This window comes from Dactylosporangium maewongense, from assembly GCF_039531485.1.
GTDB lineage: Bacteria > Actinomycetota > Actinomycetes > Mycobacteriales > Micromonosporaceae > Dactylosporangium > Dactylosporangium maewongense.
The window spans coordinates 44,553-63,676 of record NZ_BAAAQD010000047.1 but is presented as its reverse complement, the minus strand read 5'-3'; the positions used below and the strand labels follow the sequence as shown (position 1 = coordinate 63,676).

The following is a 19,124-nucleotide window of genomic DNA, read 5'->3' as shown; positions in this document are numbered from 1 at the left end:
TGGTCAACCCCAAATCCTCGACGCGACAAGCGATGAGTTCGGACGCACCGGTCCGCAGGCAGGGCCGCGCCGCCCCGGCGGCCCGGGCGGCGCGGAAGGCGAAGGCGATGAGGTCATCGCACCGGCGGCCGGCTCGCCACCTCGACGATGTGGTCGGCCAGTTCGGCGAGGTTCCGCACGTCCCAGAAGAGGATGGGCTCGATGACCGCGCCCCACACCTCGTCGATCTCGCCGCAGAGCGCGAAGGCGTACACCGACTCCAGCCCGTACCGGCTCAGGTCGGCCCGCCCGTCGATCAGCTCCACCGGCTCGTTCAGGTAATGCGCGACCCGTGCGATCAGCCAGGCGAGGACGTTGTCCCGCGCGGGTTCGACGGCGATGGTCGCCTGCTCCGTCATTGATCTCCCCCAGGTCTGCGTCGAGTCTTCGGTCGGCTGTGCCGTCACCGCGGATCTGTCCGCAGGAGGCTCCGCACGCCGGGATCGAGCACGCTGTAGAGGGCCGTGACACCACCGGCGAGGAACTGCTGGCGCATCGCCCGGCGCTGGATCTTCCCGCTGGTGGTGCGCCGGACGGTCCCCTTCTTCACCAGCAGGACGTTGCGGACGGGCAGGCCGAGGGACGTGGTGAGGTGGCGCAGGACGTCGTCCGCGACGGCCGGCAGGTCATCCGCCCGCACCCCGGGATTGACCTCCTGGATCAGCACGATCCGCTCGTCGGGCGCGTCGACGCCGAAGGCCGCCCCGACACGTCCGTCGAGGGCCGGGTTCGCCCGACCGGCCTGCCGCTCCAGGTCGTGGGGGTAGAGGTTGCGGCCCCGCACGATCAGCATCTCCTTGAGCCGGCCGGTGATGTACAGCTCCCCGTCGACGACCGCGCCCAGATCGCCGGTCCGCAGCCAGCCTGGCGCGTCGTCGGTTTCGTCGGCCAGGTGGGCCCCGAAGGTCTCGGCGCTGAGCTCCGGCTTGTCCCAGTAGCCCAGGCCGACGCTGGCGCCACGCACCCAGAGCTCGCCGACCTCGCCGTCGGGCAGCACCGCGCGGGTCTGCGGTTCGACGATGCGCATCTGGTGCGACGGCGGAACGCCGACACCGACGATCTCCTTGCCGGTGCCGCTCGTGGTGGGCACGAGCCGCGGCTGGGGCGTCGCCTCCAGCGCCCGGGGATCGGCGACCAGCACCGGCGTCAGCAGGTCCCGGTGGCCGCCGGAGATGTAGCAGGTCGCCTCGGCCATGCCGTACCCGATGGAGTTGCTCTCCGGGCGCAGGCCGATGCGGGCGAACCGTTTGAGGAATGCGGTCATCGTCGGCACGTGGATGGGTTCGGCACCGTTGACGATGCAGCTGACCGTGGACAGGTCGAGGCCGTCGACGTCCTCCTCGCGAATGAGGCGCAGGCAGAGGTCGAACGCGAAGTTGGGCGCGCCGGTCGTCGTCGCGCGGAACCGGTCCAGCATCCGGAACCACTCCACCGGCCGCCGGACGAACACCGTGGGCGGCATGAGCACGGACGGGGCGCCGCACGTCAGCGCGAGACTGAGCTGCATGAAGAGGCTGTAGTCGTGGTGCAGCGGCATCCAGTTGGCGAATACGTCGCCCGCGCCGTAGCCGTGCCCGAGGCGGGTCCCGGCGACGTTGGCCAGGACGTTCCTGTGGTTCAGCATGACGCCCTTGGGCGAACCGGTGGAGCCCGAGCTGTACTGCAGCACCGCGAGCGTGTCGGGCGACACCTCCGGGAACTCCGACGGAGCTCCTGGCGGCGTCCCGTCGGCACCGGCATCGCCGGGCTCCTCGACCGGGACGTGGCCGAGGCCCAGGGACCGGAGCCGCTCGGCCACGTCGGCCGTGCCCGAGGCGGTGGTGAACACCAGGCCGGGCGAACAGTCACCGACGATCACCGCGACCCGTTCCGTGGCCGCGGCGGAGCCGCCGAGCGGCGGTGTCGGCACTGCGACCAGACCCGCGAGCAAGCACGCCACGTAGAGCTCGACGAACTCGGTGCTGGACGGCAGCGCGATGACCACCCGTTCGCCGGGAGCCACCCGGGCCCGCAGCGCCTCGGCGCGCCGGCCTGCGCGCGTGGCGAGTTCAGCGTACGTGAGTGTCGGGTGTTCGGTCTCGCTGGAACCGCGGTAGATCGTGAGAGCCGGACTGTCCGGGTGGGCCGCTGCCTGGTCGAGGAAGGCGGCACCCACGGTCCGGCGACCGAGTTGATCGATGGTCATAGGTTTCCTCCGTCGCAGGCTCTGCTCTGCCGTGCCCTGCGCCTGAGGACCGCACCGTTGTTTCGCGGCCGTGCATCGGAGCCGCCGGTCGGGCGGCTCCGGGCGCATCGGGGGCGTGCCCACTATGGCCCAGGCCCTGACTCTGATCAACGCCGTCCGCACACCCGTTCAACATCGGCGGTCGTCAGTTGAACAGGACCCGCATGGGCCTGCGCGCCAAGGAATTCGTTCAACTGAGCATCGGCCGCAGTTGAACGAATGCGCCGGGGCCCGCCGATCGTGATCGGCGGGCCCCGGCGCGAGGAAGGAGGAGGACTCAGCCGGCGCTGAGCTTGGTCCGCCGGACGATCAGCCAGACCGCGACGACCGCCAGCGCGGCAAGCCCCAGGTAACCGCCCGCGACGATGAGATGGAACAGCGGGAGCCGGCTGCTCGGCTGGTAGGTCACGTAGGTGAGCAGGTGGTTGCGCTCCACGCAGTCGGGGACCATCGTTCCCGACGAGTTGCTGAGCTCGGGGCACATGCGGAGCAGGTCGGCGTAGGTTACTTCGTGCCCGGGCGAGTCGTACAGGTTCGACTTCGTGTCGGGCCCGAACTGGATGAGGCCGCTGACGACGAGGGCGTTGTGATCCGCGCCGGCGGGGCCGGGCTCGCCGCTCTGCAGGTACACGACCAGTGGCTTCATCAGCGTCGGGTAGCGCCACTGAAGGCCCAGCAGGGCTCCGATGAATGCCGCGATGACGCCGAAGACGGCGGGCAGCGTGCGCTTGATGACGGCGCCGAGGGCGACCCCGACCGTGAACCAGCAGACGGCACTGGCGAGCGGGAGCAGTCCGGTGACCATGAAGGTCTGCACCGCGAACAGGCTGCCACCGACGACGGTGACATACGTGTGGGCCATGACGTGTGCGGCGACGGACACCAGCGCGGCCACGACGGCCACAAACGCGCCGAGCAGGGCCAGCTTGGTCCACAGCCAGCGCACCGGCGTGACGTCCTGGCTCCAGGCCAGCAGCAGCGTCCGCTGCTCGTGTTCCCGGGCCAGCAGCGGGACGCCGACGAAGATGCCGACCAGCAGCGGGGTGTACTGCGCGACCAGCGCGAGGAACTCCGCCTGGGTCTTCAGCCCGTAGCCACCGTAGATCTGGGCGTACTCCGGGGTGAACGGCTGGCACTTGGTGTTGTGGCAGGCTTCGTACAGGCTCGCCATGTCGGCGGAGACGTAGACCATCCAGCCCACGACCACGACCGCGAAGACGAGGAGGCTGAGGAGCACCCAGCGGTGCTGGCGCCACGTCAGCCACACCAGGCCACCGGCCCCGCCGGTGCGCGGTGTCGCTTCGCGGTGGTCCGGGGGGCTCGCGGCCGGCTCCGCCTCGGTCAGCGCCCTCATGCCGCTACCTCCATGTCCTCGCGCGCCCGGTTCGACGCCTTGAGGTGGGTGACAATCATGTGGTCCAGAGAAATGGGTTCGGCGGACCATCCGGGTGCGACGACGGCGGGCGCCGGCGTGTCCGGTAGCTGAACGACGAAGGTCGACTGCCGGTCGGTGTGCTTCACCTCGAGAATCCGCCCGGGGACCGGCGGCCGGTCCGCCCGGGGACCGGTGAACCGCATGTGCTGCGCGAGCAGCTGCTCGACGTCACCGACCAGGACGGGACGGCCCGCACCGAGCAGCAGCAGATGATCGCCGACGCCGCTGAGCTCGGTCACGATGTGGGTCGAGAGCATCACCGTCATGTCGCTGCCGGCCGTTTCGGCCAGCAGCTCCCCGGTCACCTCGTAGCGGGCCACCGGATCGAGGTTGGCCAGCGGCTCGTCGAGCAGCAGCACGTCCGGCCGGGCGCCCAGGGCGACCGCCATGGCCACCTGGGCCTTCTGCCCGCCGGAGAGCCGGCCGCAGCGGCGGTCCAACGGCACGGCGAAGCGCTTCAGCCACGACAGCGCCCGCTGCTGGTCCCAGACGCGATTGGTCGACCGCCCGAACCGCAGCATGTCGGCCACGGTGAAGTCCCGGTACAGGGGCTTGTCCTGCGCCAGGATCGCGATCCGGCCGCCGGTCCCGGCCCGCTCGGTCTCCGACACGGCCCGCCCGTTCACCAGCACCGCACCGGACGTGGGGGTCAGCATGCCGCTGATGATGCTCATCAGCGTCGACTTGCCGGCGCCGTTGGCGCCGACCAGCGCGATGATCCGGTTGGCCGGCAGCTGGAAACTGCAGTCCCGCAGCGCCCACATCTTGCCGTAGCGCTTGCTCACCTCGCGCGCTTCAACGGCGATCGACTGGTCGTTCACGCGACGCGTCCCTTCGAACCGAACGCGGCCCGCGTCCCCGGCTCCGCCGGCGGCCGGCCCTGATCGGCCTGCGCTCGCCGCAGGCAGTCCTCGGCGACCACCGAGGCGAACAGCGCCTGGACGTCCTCGTCCTCCAGACCCGCGTCCCGGGCCTGGCCCAGCCACCGGTTGAGGCCGTTGCGCAGGCGGGCCATCACGTGCGGATCGGCGTCACCCAACCGGCCGGTGACGAAGGTGCCCGCCCCCTGCCGCGCCTCGACCAGACCGCCCAGTTCCAGCTCCCGGTAGGCCTTCAGCACCGTGTTCGGGTTGACCGCGCACGCGGCGACCACACTGCGCACCGGCGGCAGCTGGTCGCCGGGCTGCAGCAACCCCATCCGGAGCGCCTCGCGCACCTGCCGGATCAGTTGCGCATACGCGGGGACGCTGTCGGACCGGTCGACATGGAACGTGATCACGTTCGGCCTTCTCCTCCCGTCGGGGATGTCCAATGAACTAGTGTTACTGAACACTAGAACACCTGAACACCGAATCCCAACCGACCCCGCCCGGCGCACCGTTCAACCACGGCAACTCGCCGGTTGAACACGCGACACCGTTGACCGCCGCGACGGCGGCGCTCATGTTCAACCGCGGGCACGCCACGGTTGAATGGTGCACCGCGCGGCCCGCACAGGGGTCCACCGTCGAGGCAGGGATGGGAATTCATGGCGAAGCGCAGCCGGCCGGCTCGGGGTCTTTCACACATACGGTTGGACGACTCGATCACCCGCCAGCGGATCACCCCGGGAACGGTGCGACGGGTCATCCCGTACGTCTTCAAGCGCCCATGGACGATGGCCGCCCTGCTGACCACCACGGCGGTGGGCGCCACGATCAGCGCGTGCAACCCGCTGCTGCTCAAGGTGCTCATCGACGACGGGATCGGCCGCCAGCAGAAGGGAACATTGATCGCCCTGGCCGCCGTGATGGCCGGCCTGGCCGTCCTCGACGGTTTCGTCAGCTACCTGCAGGCGCGGCTCTCCGGCCAGGTGGGCCACGGGCTGGTCGCCGACCTGCGCGTCAAGATCTTCGACCACGTGCAGCGCCAGCCGGTGGCGTTCTTCACCCGCGCACAGACCGGATCGTTGATCAGCCGGCTCAACGCGGACGCGATCGGGACCCAGGAGGCAGTGACCACCCTGCTGTCACAGTCCCTGTCCATCATTCTCACGCTGGTTCTCGTCATCGCTTCGATGTTCTATCTGTCGTGGCAGCTCGCGATCGTGTCACTGCTGCTCATCCCCATCTTCATGGTGCCCGGCCGGATGATCGGCTTCCGGCTGGAGCGGCTGGCCCGCGAGGGCATGCAGACCGACGCCGACATCTCCTCGCTGATGAACGAGCGGTTCAACGTCGCCGGGGCGATGCTCACCAAGCTGTACGGCCGGCCCGACGAGGAGTCCCGGGCCTTCGCGACCAAGGTGCACCGCATGCGCGACGTGGCCATCCTGGGCACCGTCAACGGGCGGTTGCTCGGCATCATGCTCGGCCTGCTCACCGCCCTGACGAGCGCAGTGGTGTATGGATTCGGCGGCGTCCTCGTCATCGACGGAAACCTGCAGATCGGCACCCTGGTGGCCCTCTTCGCACTCATCACGAAGGTGTACGGCCCGATCGCCGCACTGAGCACGATCCAGGTCAACGTGGTGACCACCCTGGTGAGCTTCGACCGCATCTTCGAGGTCCTCGATCTGGAGCCGCTGATCAGTGAGCGTCCGGACGCGCGCGCCCTGCCCGCCGCCGGACCGGGCGCGACCGCACCTGACGTCGAGTTCGACGGCGTGTCCTTCCGCTACCCGACGGCCGCCGAGGTCTCGCTGGCCTCGCTGGAGTCCGTCAACCTCTCGGCGCCGGAGCGCTCCGACGACCAGACCGTGTTGCACGGCGTGACCTTCCGTGCCCCGGCGGGGAAGATGACGGCGCTGGTCGGCCCGTCCGGCGCCGGCAAGAGCACCATCACGCACCTGGTGCCACGGCTCTACGACCCGGTCGAGGGAGCCGTGCGGATCGGCGGCCACGACCTGCGGGAGCTGACCCTGGGGTCGGTCAACGAAACCGTCGGCGTGGTCGCCCAGGACGCGCATCTCTTCCACGACACCATCAGGGCCAACCTGACGTTCGCCCGGCCGGACGCCACCGAGGAGGACCTGATCGAGGCGTGCCGCGCCGCCCAGATCTGGGAAACCATCGCCGCGCTGCCGAACGGGCTCGACACGGTCGTCGGCGACCGCGGCTACCGCATCTCCGGCGGCGAGAAGCAACGTGTGGCGCTGGCCCGGCTGCTGCTCAAGTCGCCGCCCGTCGTGATCCTGGACGAGGCCACGGCCCACCTGGACTCCGAGTCCGAGGCGGCCATCCAGCGCGCGCTCGAGACCACCCTGGCCGGCCGCACGTCGCTGGTGATCGCCCACCGCCTGTCGACGGTCCGCAACGCCGACCAGATCCTCGTCATCGACGCCGGCCGGGTCCGCGAACGCGGGACCCACGACGAGCTGCTGGCCGCCGGCGGCCTCTACGCCGAGTTGTACCGCAGCCAGTTCGCCACCCAGCAGGTGTACGGCGAAAGCGGCGATCCCGTGGTCGCCACGCGCTGAGGACAGCGGCGGACGACAACGCCCTCCCGCGACGGCGAACGTCACGCGGGAGGGCGTTTGAGCGATGCGTCAGTGCTTGGCGAGAAACTCGATGATCGCGGTGTTGACCTCGTCCGGGCGCTCGATGTTCCCGAGGTGACCGGCCCGGTCGATCTCGACGAGGTCGCAGTCCGGGATCGCGTCGGCGACCTCGGCCCCCAGGTGCGGCGGGCAGATCAGGTCGTCGGCGAAGGCGATCACCCGGCACGGAACCGTGATCCGGCGCAACGCCTCCCGCCGGTCCGAGCCGTCGTCCGCCCAGTCCTGTCCGTTCGGCTCGCCGGAGTTGCCGGACAACTCGAAGACGTCCAGCCACAGCGAGACCGCGGCGTCGTCGTTCAGCGTCTTGGGCGAGAACATCTGCAGGACCGTCGTCGGGGCCGAGTACGCCCCGGGCAGTTGCACGCCGTGTTCCGACAGCGCCTGGTCCGCCCGGATCAGACCCCGACGGACGAGATCCGACCGGGACCTGGTCGCCATCAGCACGGCCGAACGCACCACGTCCGGACGCCGCCGGGCGATCTCCTCGGCGATCATCGCGCCCAGCGACGTGCCGACCACGTGGCACGGCCCGAAGTCGAGAGCCTCGATCAGCCCGATGGTGTCGGCGACCATGTCGGCCATGCTGTACCGGCCCGGCGGCGCGTCGGACGGCGCGATGCCGCGGTTGTCGAACGTGAGGCACCGGTAGCCGGCCCTGGTCAGCGCGGGCGTCTGATGCGCGCCCCACACCCGGCCGCTGGCCCCGGATCCCATGATGAGCAGGACTCGTTCTCCTGCGCCGGTGAGCTCGTACGAGAGCCGAATACCGTTGGCGGTGACGTATCCCATGGTGCGGCCGCAGCCCCCTTCAGACGAGGCAGCGTCGGCCGCGGCGGCGACGCAGGCCCCGGCGATCGTCACGCCGTCCTGGTCAGGCCGGGCCGAGCTGCCAGACATTGCGCCACAAACAGTGCGGGTGTTCAACCGCATACCTCAGCGGTTGAACACCCGGCCTTTGCACTCAGCTCGGCTGCGCTTCCAGGCTCGCCTGCTCGCGCTTCTCCTGGTCCATCTTCGCCATCGCCTCGATCAGGCTCTTCGGGCGCATGTCGGTCCAGTTCTTCTCGATGTACTCCAGGCACTCGTCCCGGGCCGCCTCGCCGAACACGGTCGTCCAGCCCTTGGGCACGTTGGCGAAAACCGGCCACAGCGAGTGCTGCCCCTCGTCGTTCACCAGAACGAGGAACCGGCCTTCGGGGTCGTCGAACGGGTTCATCACGCCGCCCTTTCATTCAGAAAGATGGATCGCGTCGGCGCCCGATCGCGGCGGTACCGCCATGCGGCATCCGGACAAGGTCACCGACCCGAGCGCGGGAAGGCTCGGTCCGCTCCGGGAACGCGGCTCACTATGACCCACCGCCAGGGTTCCGATCAATGTCGACGGAAACGGTGCGCACGACACACCGTTCAACCTCGTCAGCGCTTCAGTTGAACGCACATCGACGCGGTTGGCCCGATCGCGGCGCGATGCCATAGTGAGGCCTCGCGATGCCAGGTGCGCGTGGTGGCGGAGACGCGATTCCCTCAGACCTTGGACAGCGGCGAGCTTCCCGCCACCATTCCAACGTGTTCCCGCGGCACTGACCAATCTACGTGGAGGACACTGATGAGTGACGCTGGCGAGCCGCGGTTCCTGCGCTCCAACGCGATTCTGGAGCCGCTGGTCGACCGCTTCTACGCTTGGCTGCACACCGTCGCGCCCGTGCAGGGCGCCATGAACCTCGCCTTCCTGCAGGTGCCGCTGCTCGAGTCGTATCTGGAGAACCCCCAGGTGCACATCGCGGCGGTGAACAACCCAGAGCTGCGCGGCGGCTACTTCGTCGGCATCGACGAGGCCCGCAAGCAGGAGGTCGCCGAGCTGCTCGCGTCGATCAAACGCGACCGCGCCGACATGCTCGCCTTCGCCAAGGCCATCATCGAGGGCGCTGACCTGGTGCGGGAGTCGGCCAACGGCTTCGACCTCACGCCGCTGTACCCGAAGCTGCCCGGCCTGCTCAACGGCATGGTCGAGCTGGCGTACGACGCCGGCAACCAGGCCTCCCTGCACTTCATGGAGCCGGTGGTCTACAAGAGCGCGCTGTTCGACGAGTCACGGCAGTCGGTGCAGCTGTCGCTGGAGGACGGCATCGAACGCCCGTTCATCCTCGCCACGCCGCGCCTGCCCGGACCCAAGGTGCTGGACCTGCAGCTGCCGTTCCGCCACCCCGGCCTGGAGGAGCTGGTGAAGGCGCGTATCCAGCCGACCACCGCGGGCCGGCTGCGGGAGGCGCTGGAGCTCGACGACGCGCAGGCGCTGTGGCTGGACCGGCTGCTGGACACCAAGCCCAGCCTCAGCCCGGACCGGCACATCGAGGCCGGCGGCCGCATCCGCTACTTCGGCCACGCCTGCCTGGTGATGCAGACCTCACAGGCCGCGATCGTCACCGATGCGTTCATCAGCGCCGACAACACCAAGGGCGACCGGTACACGCTGGACGACCTGCCGGACTTCATCGACCTCGTCCTCATCACGCACGGCCACCAGGACCACATCGTGCTGGAGACGCTGCTGCAGCTGCGCGGCCGGCTCGGCGCGGTCGTGGTGCCCCGCTCGTCCAAGGGCAGCATCGTCGACCCGTCGCTCGGCGCATACCTGCGCAGCATGAACCTGCCGGTCATCGAGGTCGACGAGTTCGACGAGATCCCGTTCCCGGGCGGGAAGGTAACCGCCACCCCGTTCCTCGGTGAGCACTCCGACCTCGACATCCGCTCGAAGTCCACCTATTGGGTGGAGCTGGCGGGCAAGAAGATCTTCGTCGGTGCGGACTCCTCCGGCATCGACCCGGTGCTGTACCGCCACATCCGCAACCACCTCGGCAAGGCCGACATGGCCTTCCTGGGCATGGAGTGTGACGGCGCGCCGCTGACGTGGCTGTATCAGGCGATCCTCACCGTCACGGTGTCGAAGAAGATGAGCAAGTCGCGGAAGCTGTCGGGCTCCAACGCCGAGCAGGCCGCATCCATCATGACCGAGCTCGGCTCGGACGAGGCGTACATCTACGCGATGGGCGAGGAGAGCTGGCAGGGCCACGTCATGGCCACCACGTACAACGAGGACACGTACCAGATCAAGCAGATCGAGGAGTTCCTCGGCTGGTGCGCCGACAAGGGCATCACCGCCGAGCACCTGTTCAACAAGCGCGAGTGGCGCTGGTCGTAGGCGACGTGCCCACAGCGGAAGGGCCGGCCCCACTCACGGGGGCCGGCCCTTCCGGCGTTCGTTGATCGCGTGCGGACGATCAGGCCATGTTGCGGGTGCGCTGCTCCAGATCGTCGGCAACGCGTTGCCACTCGACGGCGCACCGGCGCGCCACATCGCTCAGCACGTAGGCCGCGTGCGGTGGCAGCCCGTCGCTCACCTCCCGCCACTCCTCGGGGACCAGCACCTTGGACAGCACCCACCGCAGCAGCCGGCGGCCCCCGTCGGTGAGCCGCAGCGACGGGTCCGCCTTCAGCCCGTGCATCAGCGCCTCGATGCCGATCACATCAGACGTGGCGACCTGCCCGGTGTCGCGCGCCGGGCCGGGCTGCCGGCGGTCCCGGCCCGGCTGCACGGGGCTCTCGCCGCGCTCCAGCCGTTGCCGGACGTCGCGCGCCGTCGCCACCGACAGCCCGGCGTTGCGCGCTATCAGCCGCAGCGACGCGTCCGGGTGCTCGGCGATGAACTCGGCCGCCCGCAGCCGCCCCACGGCGCTGTCCACCGGACGCACGCGTCCGTCACGACCGGTCCGTGCGTGTTGTTCCTCGAGTTCGTCGAGCTCGTCCGTCAGGCGGCGGCGGACGTTCGCGACTGAGCGGGCACTCAGCCCGGCTGCCGCCGCGATCGCACGGTCCGACCAGCCGGGATAGGTCACCATGATCCGCTCGGCGGCGGTCGTGCGGTCCAGCAGTGACAGCGGCCGGCCGTGGGTGATGTTGGCCTTCACCCCGAGGACGAACGCCTCCTGCTCCGGGCCGTCGAAGAACTGCACCTCGATCGACTCGTCGTTGCGCAGCTGCGCGGCCCGCAGCCGGTGCATGCCGTCGATCACCCGCATCGTCGGGCGGTGCACCAGAATCGGCGGAAGTCTGGACTCGACGCCCGCCAGCATCTGGATGTGCTCGAAGTCCTCGCCACCCAGCCGGGGCGAGTCCGCCGCGCGCAACGACGCGATCGGCACGAACTGCGTCGGCGACGCTCCACCGACCAACAGGTCGAGGTGTTTTCCACCGACCGGTTCGGGCCCCCGTGACGCCGATCGTTCTGGTCTGGTCTTTGCAATGTTCGAATGTTCCAAGCGGGCTCCCCCGTCGCAAGCCACCCCGGACTGGCCATGCCATTCGCAGCCTAACCATCGGCCGGTGGGCCCCGCCGAGTTCCATCGAGATACTTATATGGCATTGTCCCGGGGGAATCAGCGTGTTATGTGGGTCGGTGCCCGGTCAGGGGACGGCGGGGCGGTCGCGCTCGACGGCCTCGTAGAGGGCGCGGATGTTGGCGGACCCGAACCCGCGGGCCCCGTGCCGCTGGATGAACTCGTAGAACAGCGTGTTCCGCGGGTGCGGTGAGGTGGTGAACAGCTGCAGCAGGTAGCCCCACTCGTCGCGGTCGGCGAGCACATTGGTGGCCCGCAGCCGGCCGATCTCCTCGGGGATGTCGGGGAACCGCGCGGCGAGCGCGTCGTAGTACGGCGCCGGTGTCTGCAGGAAGACCACCCCGCGCGCGGCGGCCTCGGTCACCGCGGCCACGATGTCGTCGACCAGCAGCGCCAGGTGCTGCACGCCTGGGCCGTCGTTACGGCGCAGGAACGCGTCGAGCTGGCCCGTGCCGGTCGTCGATCCGGGCGCCACCAGCGTGAACGTGACCTCGCCGGACGCACTGCGCACCACCACCGAATCCATCGAACTGTCGCCGACGTCGACGAACTCCGAGGAGTACCGCTGGAGCCCGAACGCGGCGTAGAACTCCACGTGCCGCTCCAGCGAACCGCCCTCCACACAGATCGCGACGTGATCGAGCAGCCGGATCCGAGCCGCGGGGCGCTGCCGGTCTGCCACCGGCACCCACTCGCGGCCGGGCGGGAGCCCGCCGGCGCGGGACTCCGGCACGAGCGTGTGCCGGACGGCCCCGAAACCGGAGACGACCGGAGCGTCGCCCGTGGCACCGAGGTCGGCCGCGCCCGCCGCGAGAGCCGCGGCACGGGTGCCGGTCACGTCGGAACAGGCGAGCGCGATGTCGGCGATGCCGTCGCCGTGCGCCTCCAGGAAGTCCTCGGTGCCGTCCCCGGACGTCACGACCAGCCGCAGGGTGCCCTGCTGCAGCAGGACGGCCCGCGACGTCCGGCCGGCCGCCTCCGCGACCCGGGACAGCCCCAGTTCCGTGGTGAGGTGCTCGACCGTCCTTTCGTGATCGCCGGCGTACAGCTCGATGAAGGGAATGCTCCGTGCCACCATCCGGCCTCCTGCGAGCGCAGTTCAGGATTTCTTCCGGGCCGTGTCGTGCGCGCCGATCCGCTCATAACACGCCGGCTCGGCGCTCACGCCGGCCTTCGACCCGTGTCGATCGCAGCGTATGCCCTGTCCGGCCACGGTCCGGCGTACGGCCGCGGACGCCCGGCCACGCGTTCCCAAAGCAGGGCCGGGCTGCTAAGCGGGTTGCCTGAAGTTATGTCCGTAACTCGCCCAAGTTGATCGATGAGGGCATGGAAAGGCCTCGTCGAGTTTGGATTTGGTTACCACACACAAGTCCGACCACGACGAGGCCTCGACCAGTATGCGCCCGGCGCACATCTACGCCAACCTGTCCGACGAGCAGCACACCGAGCTCGTCACCGCCCTGCACCAGCAGTGGCGGGTCGCCGCTCGAGCAGTGATGGTGCTGCTGTCCGCCGGTGGCATGTCCGCCGCCGAGATCGCCGACGTGCTGCACTTCGACCCACGCACCGTGCGGCGGTGGATCGTCCGGCACGGTCTGGAAGGACTCAGCGGCCTGCCGGACCGGCCCCGAACCGGCCGGCCGCGGTTGGGCAGCCACGGCCTGGGCGATCGCATCCGCCGGCTGCTCAACACCCCGAAAGCCTGGACCACCGCCCGGATCTGGCGCGCCCTCGGACGACCGAACCTGAGCCTACGCACCATCTACCGCCGCACCCGCGAACACGCCCGCTGGTCCCGACCGCGGCTGATCGCCAAAAGCGACCCCGACCACGACCAGATCTGCGCCAGCATCCGCGACCAGATCACCGCCCTGCCCGCCGGATCGGTCGTCCTCGCCGAGGACGAGACACACCTGGATCTGCTGGCCCGGGTGCGAGCCTGCTGGATGCCCAGAGGCGTCCGCCACCGGGTGATGACGCCCGGCACCAACATTCGCCGCACCGTGCACGGCGCGGTCAACCTTGCCACCGGCGCCTGGCATCACCACGTCTCGGTGAAGAACGTCTCGGTGGTGTTCTGCTACTTCCTGGACCTGCTCCTCGCCGCCTACCCCGACGCCCCGATCATCGCGGTGATCTGCGACAACGGCACCACCCACCACAGCGGCATCACCAAACGGTGGCTCGCCGAGCACCCCCGCATGGCACTGATCGAGGGCGCCCGCTACAGCCCCCAGGACAACCCCGTCGAACGGATCTGGGCCGTCCTCAAGCAACACATCGCCAACACCGCCCCAGCCACCATGCCCGATCGCGTCCGGCAAGCCCATGCCTTCTTCCGCAACCGCACCAACGACCAAAACCTCACCACCGCCGCACCCTGGACCTCGCCATGGCTGCCCGAGAGTTACAGACAGAAGTATTGATCAGGCGCTTAGGGGCCGTGGCCTCGTTCAACTGAACATCAGCACGGTTGAACACCCGTGTCAGCGTCCACGCCAGTGTGGTTCGCGCTTTTCGGTGTACGCACGCGGCCCCTCGACGGCGTCCTCGCTGTGCATCCGCCGCCGCTCCCAGGCGAACGGGGCCGCGAACGCGTCGTGCAGTGGCATGTCGAGGGACCGCATCACGGCCTCCTTGAGCGCGCGGACGGCCAGCGGCGCCGCCCGCACCAGATCCGCGGTCCACTCCCCCACGCACGCGTCGAGCCGGTCGGCCGGCACGACGTCGTTCACCAGCCCGAGGCGCAGCGCGTCGCCGGCGGTCATCCGGCGGCCGGTCAGCAGGTACCCCATCGCGGTCTTCAACGGCAGTTGCCGGGCGAGGCGAAACGCGCCCCCGGCGCCGGGGACGAGCCCCAGCCGGACCTCCGGCAGGGCGAAGACCGACCGGTCGCTGGCCACGATGATGTCGCACGCGAGGGCGAGCTCGAACCCGCCGCCCAGCGCGTAACCGTCGACCCTCGCGATCACGGGTTTGGTCAGGTCGAACCGCTCGGTGAGCCGGGGCCAGCCGGGCTGCCCGCGGCTGCCGAACGTCGTCGGCGCCGCGCCGGCCGCGTTCAGCCGCGCGCGTTCGCGAAGGTCCTGGCCGACTGAGAAGGCCCGCTCGCCGGCGCCGGTGAGCACCGCGACCCGCAGCTCGTCGTCCGCCTCGAAGTCGTCCCAGACCGTCGCGAGCTCCTCGTGGGTGCGCAGGTCCAGGGCATTGAGCACGGCCGGGCGGTCGATGGTGACATGGGCGACGCCGTGCTCCTTCCGGTACCGCACGCGCCGTTCGTCACCGCTCACGCGACCGCCGTCGCCCGCCGGGTCGAGAACCGGCGGACCTTCTCCAGCACGTCGTCGTCGTACATCCGCAGCGCCTGCGCCAGCGCGAACTCGGCCATGTACCGGCGGAACGCGTCGATCGGCTCCTCCGCCGCGATCAGCATGTGCCGGTTCGCCACGACCGTCGGGCCGCGATACGACTCGAGGCCGCGCTCGATCGCGTCGTCCATCTCGGGCGCGTCCACCACCTCGTCGACGAGGTACCGCGCGTCCGGCTCGGTGGCCCGCACCGTGCGTCCGCCGAGGACGAGCGAGCGCGAGAACCGGGACCCTGCGACCCGGCCGAGCCGGAGGTTCGCGGCACCGGGAACGATGCCCTCCTGCGCCGCGGGCAGGCTGAAGAACGCGTCGGAGGCGGCGATGACGTGGTCGAAGACCAGCAGCAGCTGGACCCCGCCGCCGATGGCGAACCCGTCCACCGCCGCGACCCAGGGCTTCTCCAAGGTCCGGGAGTGCCAGCGGGCCGGGTCCTCGACCAGGACGCCCCGCAGCAGCTTGTGGATGTAGCCCAGTTCGCGTCGCAGCAGAAAGTCCACCAGCGAGATGTCGCCGGCGTGCAGGGCCTTGAGGTTGATGCCGGCGCTGAAGATCCGCCGCCCCGCGTACTTGGGATGGCTCATCACCCCGCCGCGGACCAGGCCGACCTCGGTGGCCGGATCGAGCAGCACCAGGTCGACCGCGGTCTCCATGTCGTCGACCTGCCGCCCGTCCTCGGCGTTGAGGCAGTCGTCGCGGCACATCGTCACGTGCGCCGCGGCCCCGCGCCGTTCGACACGGACCGAGCCGAGGTCGACCGTTCCGGTCCGCGCGAACTCCGGCCCCGCCTCCAGTGCCCGGGCCGTGGGGCGCAGCATCGCGTCGAGCAGGTGCGGCCCGCTGGCGCGCGAGCCGAGCACCCGGTTGAAGAAGATGCCCTGGTCGATCTCGTGACCCTCTTTGGCGGCCTGGGACCGGCCCCGCTCGGCCGCCAGTTCCGCCGCGGTCGGCACGAGGCCCGGAAACCGGATCGCGGCGGACCCGGCGAGCTCGGCCAGCCGCAGGTGCCGGGTCCGGCCGTCGGTCAGTTCGGCATAGACGGCGTCGACGTGTGCGTCCAGGAACGCGCACCGCAGGGCCCTGATCTCGTTCTTCACCGCCGCCGCTGATTCCTCCGGCGAACGCCGTCCGGCCTCCGGCAGCGCCGCGAGCGTGGCCGCGGCCCGTGCCGCGGCCGCCGCCAGTGCCGCGCGGGCATCGGCGAACACCCCTCGCACCGCTTGCGGGCCGGATCCGATCACCGCGGCAGTCACGCCGCGACCCCGTCGGCCCCGGCCGCCACCTGCCGCAGCGTGCGGTCGCAGGCCGCCAGATGCGCGCCGAGGGCCTCCTCGAAGCTGGTGGTGGCCGCGTCGAACATCAGCTGCCGCCGGATGGCGAGCTCGGGCCCGGCTACGGTCGCCGTCCGCGCGGCCACGATCTCCAGCGCCCCAGCGACGTCGTCGGTGACCTCGTCGACCAGTTGCAGCGCCAGCGCGTCCGGCGCACCGATCGGTTCACCGAACAGCAGCGCCCGGCGTACCGCGGCGGTCTGCGATCCCTGATGGGCCAGGCGGTACAGCGCCATGCCGGGCCACGTCGCACCGGCGCCGACGGGCACCACCAGTCGCGCGTCGGGCGTGGCGATGCGGTAGTCGGTCGCCAGCAGCGCGTCCAGGGCCGGCCCGCCGACATCGCCGTCGGCGATCCCGATCAGGGGGACCGGCAGCCGCTCCAGTCGCCGCAGCGTCCGCTCCCACCGGCTCACCAGGCCGACCGTGAGCTCCTCGAGCCGCGCCCGGGCAGGAGCGCCGGAGGCGTGCACGACGAGTTGCCACACCGCCTGGCCGGGCTCGGCCCGGTCACACGCCTCGCCGACCCTCGCCACCAGCTCGACGGAGATGGGCTGCGCGCCGTCGACGGCCAGCGTCTCGGTGCCGGCCGTGGATGCATTCCGGTTCATGGTCTCCCCCGTCACCACTGGACCAGCGCTGTCTCGATCGTGGAACCGGGGCCCATCGTCATCATGACCCCGTAGTCACCCGGCTCCGCGACCCGTTCGCGCAGCAGGCGCTCGTACGAGAAGAGGAACGAGCAGCTGGACAGGTTGCCGTAGTCGGCCAGCACGCCGGTGGTGTGGCGCACGTCGTGGCGGGTGAGCCCGAGGTTCACCCGCACCGCGTCGATGACCTTCTTGCCGCCGGAGTGCACCAGCCAGTGCCGGATCGCGCTGCGCGGCAGGCCGGCGCCGGCGAGCAGCCGGTCCACGACCCGTTCGGCGTGCGCGCCCACCACGTACGGGATGTCGGGGTCCAGGTAGAAGCTGAACCTGTTCTGGTCGCCGTCCCAGTCGTACCGCATCGCGCCGATGGCGTCGGTGATGATGTGACTGGCGAACGACAACACCCGCGGGCCCGGGGCGGCGTCGCCGTCACCAGCCACGAGTGCCACGGCCGCGGCCCCGTCGCCGAACAGGCTGTTGACGACTGCGGTGCGCATCGTGGCGTCGAACGCGTACGCGGCCGAGCATGCCTCCGCACACACCATCACGGCGAGCCGGCCCGGATTGCTGCGGGCCCACGCCACCGTGCCGTTGAGGGCATTGAGCCCGGCGTTGCAGCCCATCCCGACGACGTCCACCCGGTGGCAGCCCGGGTCGATCCCGGCCTCGCGGATGATCAGCGCACTGAGCCCCGGGGTGAGGAACCCGGTCGTGGTGACGCAGCAGAGATAGTCGACGTCCGCCAGCGTCGCCCCGGCACTGTCCAAAGAGGACCGCAAGGCCCGCAGTCCCATGTCGACGGCGAGCCGGGTGTGCTTGGCCAGCAGCTCCCCCTGCAGCTCGGGCACGCGGTTGCCGTGCGCGTCCGGCGGCGGGAGCGTCAGGTGTCGGCGGGTGATGGCGCTGTTAAGGAAGACGGAGCGGATCTTCGGATCGGTGATCGCGAGAAGATCCAAGAGCTCCTGCTGGGTGTACGAGTCGGGGGTCACGGCCGTGCCGACGCCGGCAATGCGGGCGGGTCCCGGGCCGGCGGCCAGGAGGTTCAGCTCCTCGGGCCGGGCGTCTTCCAGGCTGATGGTCATCGGTAGGTCCAGCCCCACATGCGACGCTTGGGGCGTGGTTTGACGGCCGTCCGGATCATCGTGATCGGTCCTCCGTGAGGTCGATGGACAGGGATGGTGCCGGGTCCTCTCAGAACTTGCCGAGAAACTCGATGACGGCGGTGTTGACCTCGTCGGGACGTTCCAGGTTCCCGAGGTGACCGGCGCCGTCGATCTCCACGAGGTCACAGTCCGGGATGGTCTCGGCCACCTCCGCTGCCAGGTGCGGCGGGCAGATCAGATCGTCGGAGAAGGCGATCATCCGGCACGGCACGGGCACCCGCCGCAACCTCTCCCGCCGGTCCGACCCGACATCCACCCAGTCCTGCCCGCCGGCCGTGGCGTCGCCGGACAGCTCGAACACGTCGAGCCACAACGACACGGCCGCGTCGTCGTTCAGCGTCCGCGGCGAGAACATCTGCAGCACCGACGTCGGGGCCGAATACGCCGTCGGCAGCCGGACGCCGCTCTCGGACAGGACCTGGTCGGCCCGGTGCAACGCCCGCCGGACCAGATCCGACCGGGACCGCGTCGCCATCAGCACCGCCGACCGCACCAGCTCGGGCCGGTCGATCGCGATCTCCTCCGCGATGACCGCGCCGAGCGACGTCGCCACCACGTGACACGGCCCGATGCCCAGGGCCTCGATCAGGCCGATCGTGTCGGCCACCATGTCGTCCAGGCTGTAACGGCCCGGCGGCGCGTCCGACGGCGCGACGCCGCGGTTGTCGAAGATGATCGTCTCGTACCCGGCCTTGTTCAACGCCGGCGTCTGGTGCGCCGTCCACACCCGCCCGCTCGCCCCGGAACCCATGATGAGCAGGACGGGATCGCCGGCACCGCTGCGCTCGTACGCGAGCTTGATGCCGTTGGCCGTTATGAAGCGCATTGTACGGCTGCCGCCTCTCCACGTGACGAACCCGGCCGCGCCCTCGACATCACCATCGGCGGTCACCACGCGGCTCCGTGCCATCATCGCGAGGGCGGGCGAATCGATCAACATTCACCGCTGCCGTTCAACTGCCCAGATCGACAGTTGAACGCCGGC

Annotated in this window: 17 protein-coding genes; 3 read left to right on the top strand and 14 right to left on the bottom strand. The window is 70.2% G+C overall.

Going from position 1 to position 19,124, the window contains the following annotated elements:
* Nucleotides 1-113: 113 nt before the first annotated feature.
* The 5 genes from ABD332_RS55750 to ABD332_RS55730 all read right to left on the bottom strand — a co-directional run bounded on the left by ABD332_RS55750 (nucleotide 114) and on the right by ABD332_RS55730 (nucleotide 4,977).
* Complete coding sequence (locus ABD332_RS55750; RefSeq protein WP_344514553.1) at nucleotides 114-398, bottom strand: acyl carrier protein; 285 nt, start codon at nucleotides 396-398, stop codon at nucleotides 114-116.
* A gap of 44 nt (nucleotides 399-442) precedes the next feature.
* The gene (locus tag ABD332_RS55745) at nucleotides 443-2,224 is read right to left on the bottom strand and encodes a fatty acyl-AMP ligase (RefSeq protein ID WP_344514551.1); all 1,782 of its coding nucleotides are present in this window, start codon (nucleotides 2,222-2,224) and stop codon (nucleotides 443-445) included.
* Between the two features lie 316 nt (nucleotides 2,225-2,540).
* On the bottom strand, nucleotides 2,541-3,617 hold the full coding sequence (locus ABD332_RS55740) for an ABC transporter permease (protein WP_344514549.1): 1,077 nt from the start codon (nucleotides 3,615-3,617) through the stop codon (nucleotides 2,541-2,543).
* A complete protein-coding gene (locus ABD332_RS55735; protein ID WP_344514547.1) occupies nucleotides 3,614-4,519 on the bottom strand; it encodes an ABC transporter ATP-binding protein in 906 nt (301 codons plus the stop codon). Before ABD332_RS55735 ends, ABD332_RS55740 begins: the two co-directional genes overlap by 4 nt.
* Nucleotides 4,516-4,977: a GntR family transcriptional regulator gene (locus tag ABD332_RS55730; RefSeq protein WP_344514545.1), complete on the bottom strand. Its 462-nt coding sequence runs from the start codon at nucleotides 4,975-4,977 to the stop codon at nucleotides 4,516-4,518. Before ABD332_RS55730 ends, ABD332_RS55735 begins: the two co-directional genes overlap by 4 nt.
* Before the next feature lie 294 nt (nucleotides 4,978-5,271).
* Between ABD332_RS55730 and ABD332_RS55725 the strand changes: the two genes are divergently transcribed.
* The gene (locus ABD332_RS55725) at nucleotides 5,272-7,155 is read left to right on the top strand and encodes an ABC transporter ATP-binding protein (RefSeq protein WP_344514544.1); all 1,884 of its coding nucleotides are present in this window, start codon (nucleotides 5,272-5,274) and stop codon (nucleotides 7,153-7,155) included.
* A 69-nt stretch (nucleotides 7,156-7,224) separates the two neighbouring features.
* Here ABD332_RS55725 and ABD332_RS55720 read toward each other — a convergent pair whose 3' ends face one another.
* Together ABD332_RS55720 and ABD332_RS55715 are read right to left on the bottom strand one after the other, a co-directional pair.
* Nucleotides 7,225-8,097 (bottom strand): alpha/beta fold hydrolase, encoded by an 873-nt coding sequence (locus tag ABD332_RS55720; RefSeq protein ID WP_344514542.1) that lies wholly within the window; start codon nucleotides 8,095-8,097, stop codon nucleotides 7,225-7,227.
* 100 nt (nucleotides 8,098-8,197) lie between these two features.
* Complete coding sequence (locus ABD332_RS55715) at nucleotides 8,198-8,452, bottom strand: MbtH family protein (RefSeq protein ID WP_344514540.1); 255 nt, start codon at nucleotides 8,450-8,452, stop codon at nucleotides 8,198-8,200.
* 390 nt (nucleotides 8,453-8,842) lie between these two features.
* On the opposite strand from ABD332_RS55715, the gene ABD332_RS55710 reads away from it, so the two are divergent.
* Nucleotides 8,843-10,435, top strand: coding sequence for an MBL fold metallo-hydrolase (locus ABD332_RS55710; RefSeq protein WP_344514538.1), 1,593 nt, complete (start codon nucleotides 8,843-8,845; stop codon nucleotides 10,433-10,435).
* A gap of 79 nt (nucleotides 10,436-10,514) precedes the next feature.
* Here ABD332_RS55710 and ABD332_RS55705 read toward each other — a convergent pair whose 3' ends face one another.
* On the bottom strand, nucleotides 10,515-11,465 hold the full coding sequence (locus ABD332_RS55705; RefSeq protein ID WP_344514537.1) for a ParB/RepB/Spo0J family partition protein: 951 nt from the start codon (nucleotides 11,463-11,465) through the stop codon (nucleotides 10,515-10,517).
* Nucleotides 11,466-11,697: 232 nt separating this feature from the next.
* Nucleotides 11,698-12,708 carry a 4-hydroxyphenylpyruvate dioxygenase gene (hppD, locus tag ABD332_RS55700; protein ID WP_344514535.1) on the bottom strand — a complete coding sequence of 337 codons (1,011 nt, stop codon included), beginning with the start codon at nucleotides 12,706-12,708 and terminating at the stop codon, nucleotides 11,698-11,700.
* A gap of 319 nt (nucleotides 12,709-13,027) precedes the next feature.
* Between hppD and ABD332_RS55695 the strand changes: the two genes are divergently transcribed.
* Nucleotides 13,028-14,056 (top strand): IS630 family transposase, encoded by a 1,029-nt coding sequence (locus ABD332_RS55695; protein WP_344514557.1) that lies wholly within the window; start codon nucleotides 13,028-13,030, stop codon nucleotides 14,054-14,056.
* Between the two features lie 60 nt (nucleotides 14,057-14,116).
* Here the strand turns inward: ABD332_RS55695 and dpgD are convergent, their stop codons facing one another.
* From dpgD to ABD332_RS55670, 5 genes are all read right to left on the bottom strand, one after another.
* Nucleotides 14,117-14,899: an enoyl-CoA-hydratase DpgD gene (gene dpgD / locus ABD332_RS55690; protein WP_344514533.1), complete on the bottom strand. Its 783-nt coding sequence runs from the start codon at nucleotides 14,897-14,899 to the stop codon at nucleotides 14,117-14,119.
* Nucleotides 14,900-14,916: 17 nt separating this feature from the next.
* Entirely contained in the window at nucleotides 14,917-16,248 is a 1,332-nt protein-coding gene (dpgC, locus tag ABD332_RS55685; RefSeq protein ID WP_344514531.1) for a (3,5-dihydroxyphenyl)acetyl-CoA 1,2-dioxygenase DpgC, read from the bottom strand.
* On the bottom strand, nucleotides 16,245-16,937 hold the full coding sequence (gene dpgB, locus ABD332_RS55680; protein ID WP_344514529.1) for an enoyl-CoA-hydratase DpgB: 693 nt from the start codon (nucleotides 16,935-16,937) through the stop codon (nucleotides 16,245-16,247). Before dpgB ends, dpgC begins: the two co-directional genes overlap by 4 nt.
* A gap of 11 nt (nucleotides 16,938-16,948) precedes the next feature.
* Entirely contained in the window at nucleotides 16,949-18,058 is a 1,110-nt protein-coding gene (dpgA, locus tag ABD332_RS55675; protein WP_344514527.1) for a 3,5-dihydroxyphenylacetyl-CoA synthase DpgA, read from the bottom strand.
* A gap of 109 nt (nucleotides 18,059-18,167) precedes the next feature.
* Nucleotides 18,168-19,079 (bottom strand): alpha/beta fold hydrolase, encoded by a 912-nt coding sequence (locus ABD332_RS55670; RefSeq protein ID WP_344514525.1) that lies wholly within the window; start codon nucleotides 19,077-19,079, stop codon nucleotides 18,168-18,170.
* Between the last annotated feature and the right edge of the window lie 45 nt (nucleotides 19,080-19,124).

Excerpts from the sequence above, each read along its gene's own strand:
- ABD332_RS55715 (WP_344514540.1), bottom strand. The coding sequence starts at position 8,452 with ATGAACCCGTTCGACGACCCCGAAGGCCGGTTCCTCGTTCTGGTGAAC.
- hppD (WP_344514535.1), bottom strand. The coding sequence starts at position 12,708 with ATGGTGGCACGGAGCATTCCCTTCATCGAGCTGTACGCCGGCGATCAC.
- ABD332_RS55710 (WP_344514538.1), top strand. The coding sequence starts at position 8,843 with ATGAGTGACGCTGGCGAGCCGCGGTTCCTGCGCTCCAACGCGATTCTG.
- dpgA (WP_344514527.1), bottom strand. The coding sequence starts at position 18,058 with ATGACCATCAGCCTGGAAGACGCCCGGCCCGAGGAGCTGAACCTCCTG.
- ABD332_RS55695 (WP_344514557.1), top strand. The coding sequence starts at position 13,028 with ATGCGCCCGGCGCACATCTACGCCAACCTGTCCGACGAGCAGCACACC.
- ABD332_RS55670 (WP_344514525.1), bottom strand. The coding sequence starts at position 19,079 with ATGTTGATCGATTCGCCCGCCCTCGCGATGATGGCACGGAGCCGCGTG.
- dpgB (WP_344514529.1), bottom strand. The coding sequence starts at position 16,937 with ATGAACCGGAATGCATCCACGGCCGGCACCGAGACGCTGGCCGTCGAC.
- ABD332_RS55740 (WP_344514549.1), bottom strand. The coding sequence starts at position 3,617 with ATGAGGGCGCTGACCGAGGCGGAGCCGGCCGCGAGCCCCCCGGACCAC.
- ABD332_RS55745 (WP_344514551.1), bottom strand. The coding sequence starts at position 2,224 with ATGACCATCGATCAACTCGGTCGCCGGACCGTGGGTGCCGCCTTCCTC.
- ABD332_RS55750 (WP_344514553.1), bottom strand. The coding sequence starts at position 398 with ATGACGGAGCAGGCGACCATCGCCGTCGAACCCGCGCGGGACAACGTC.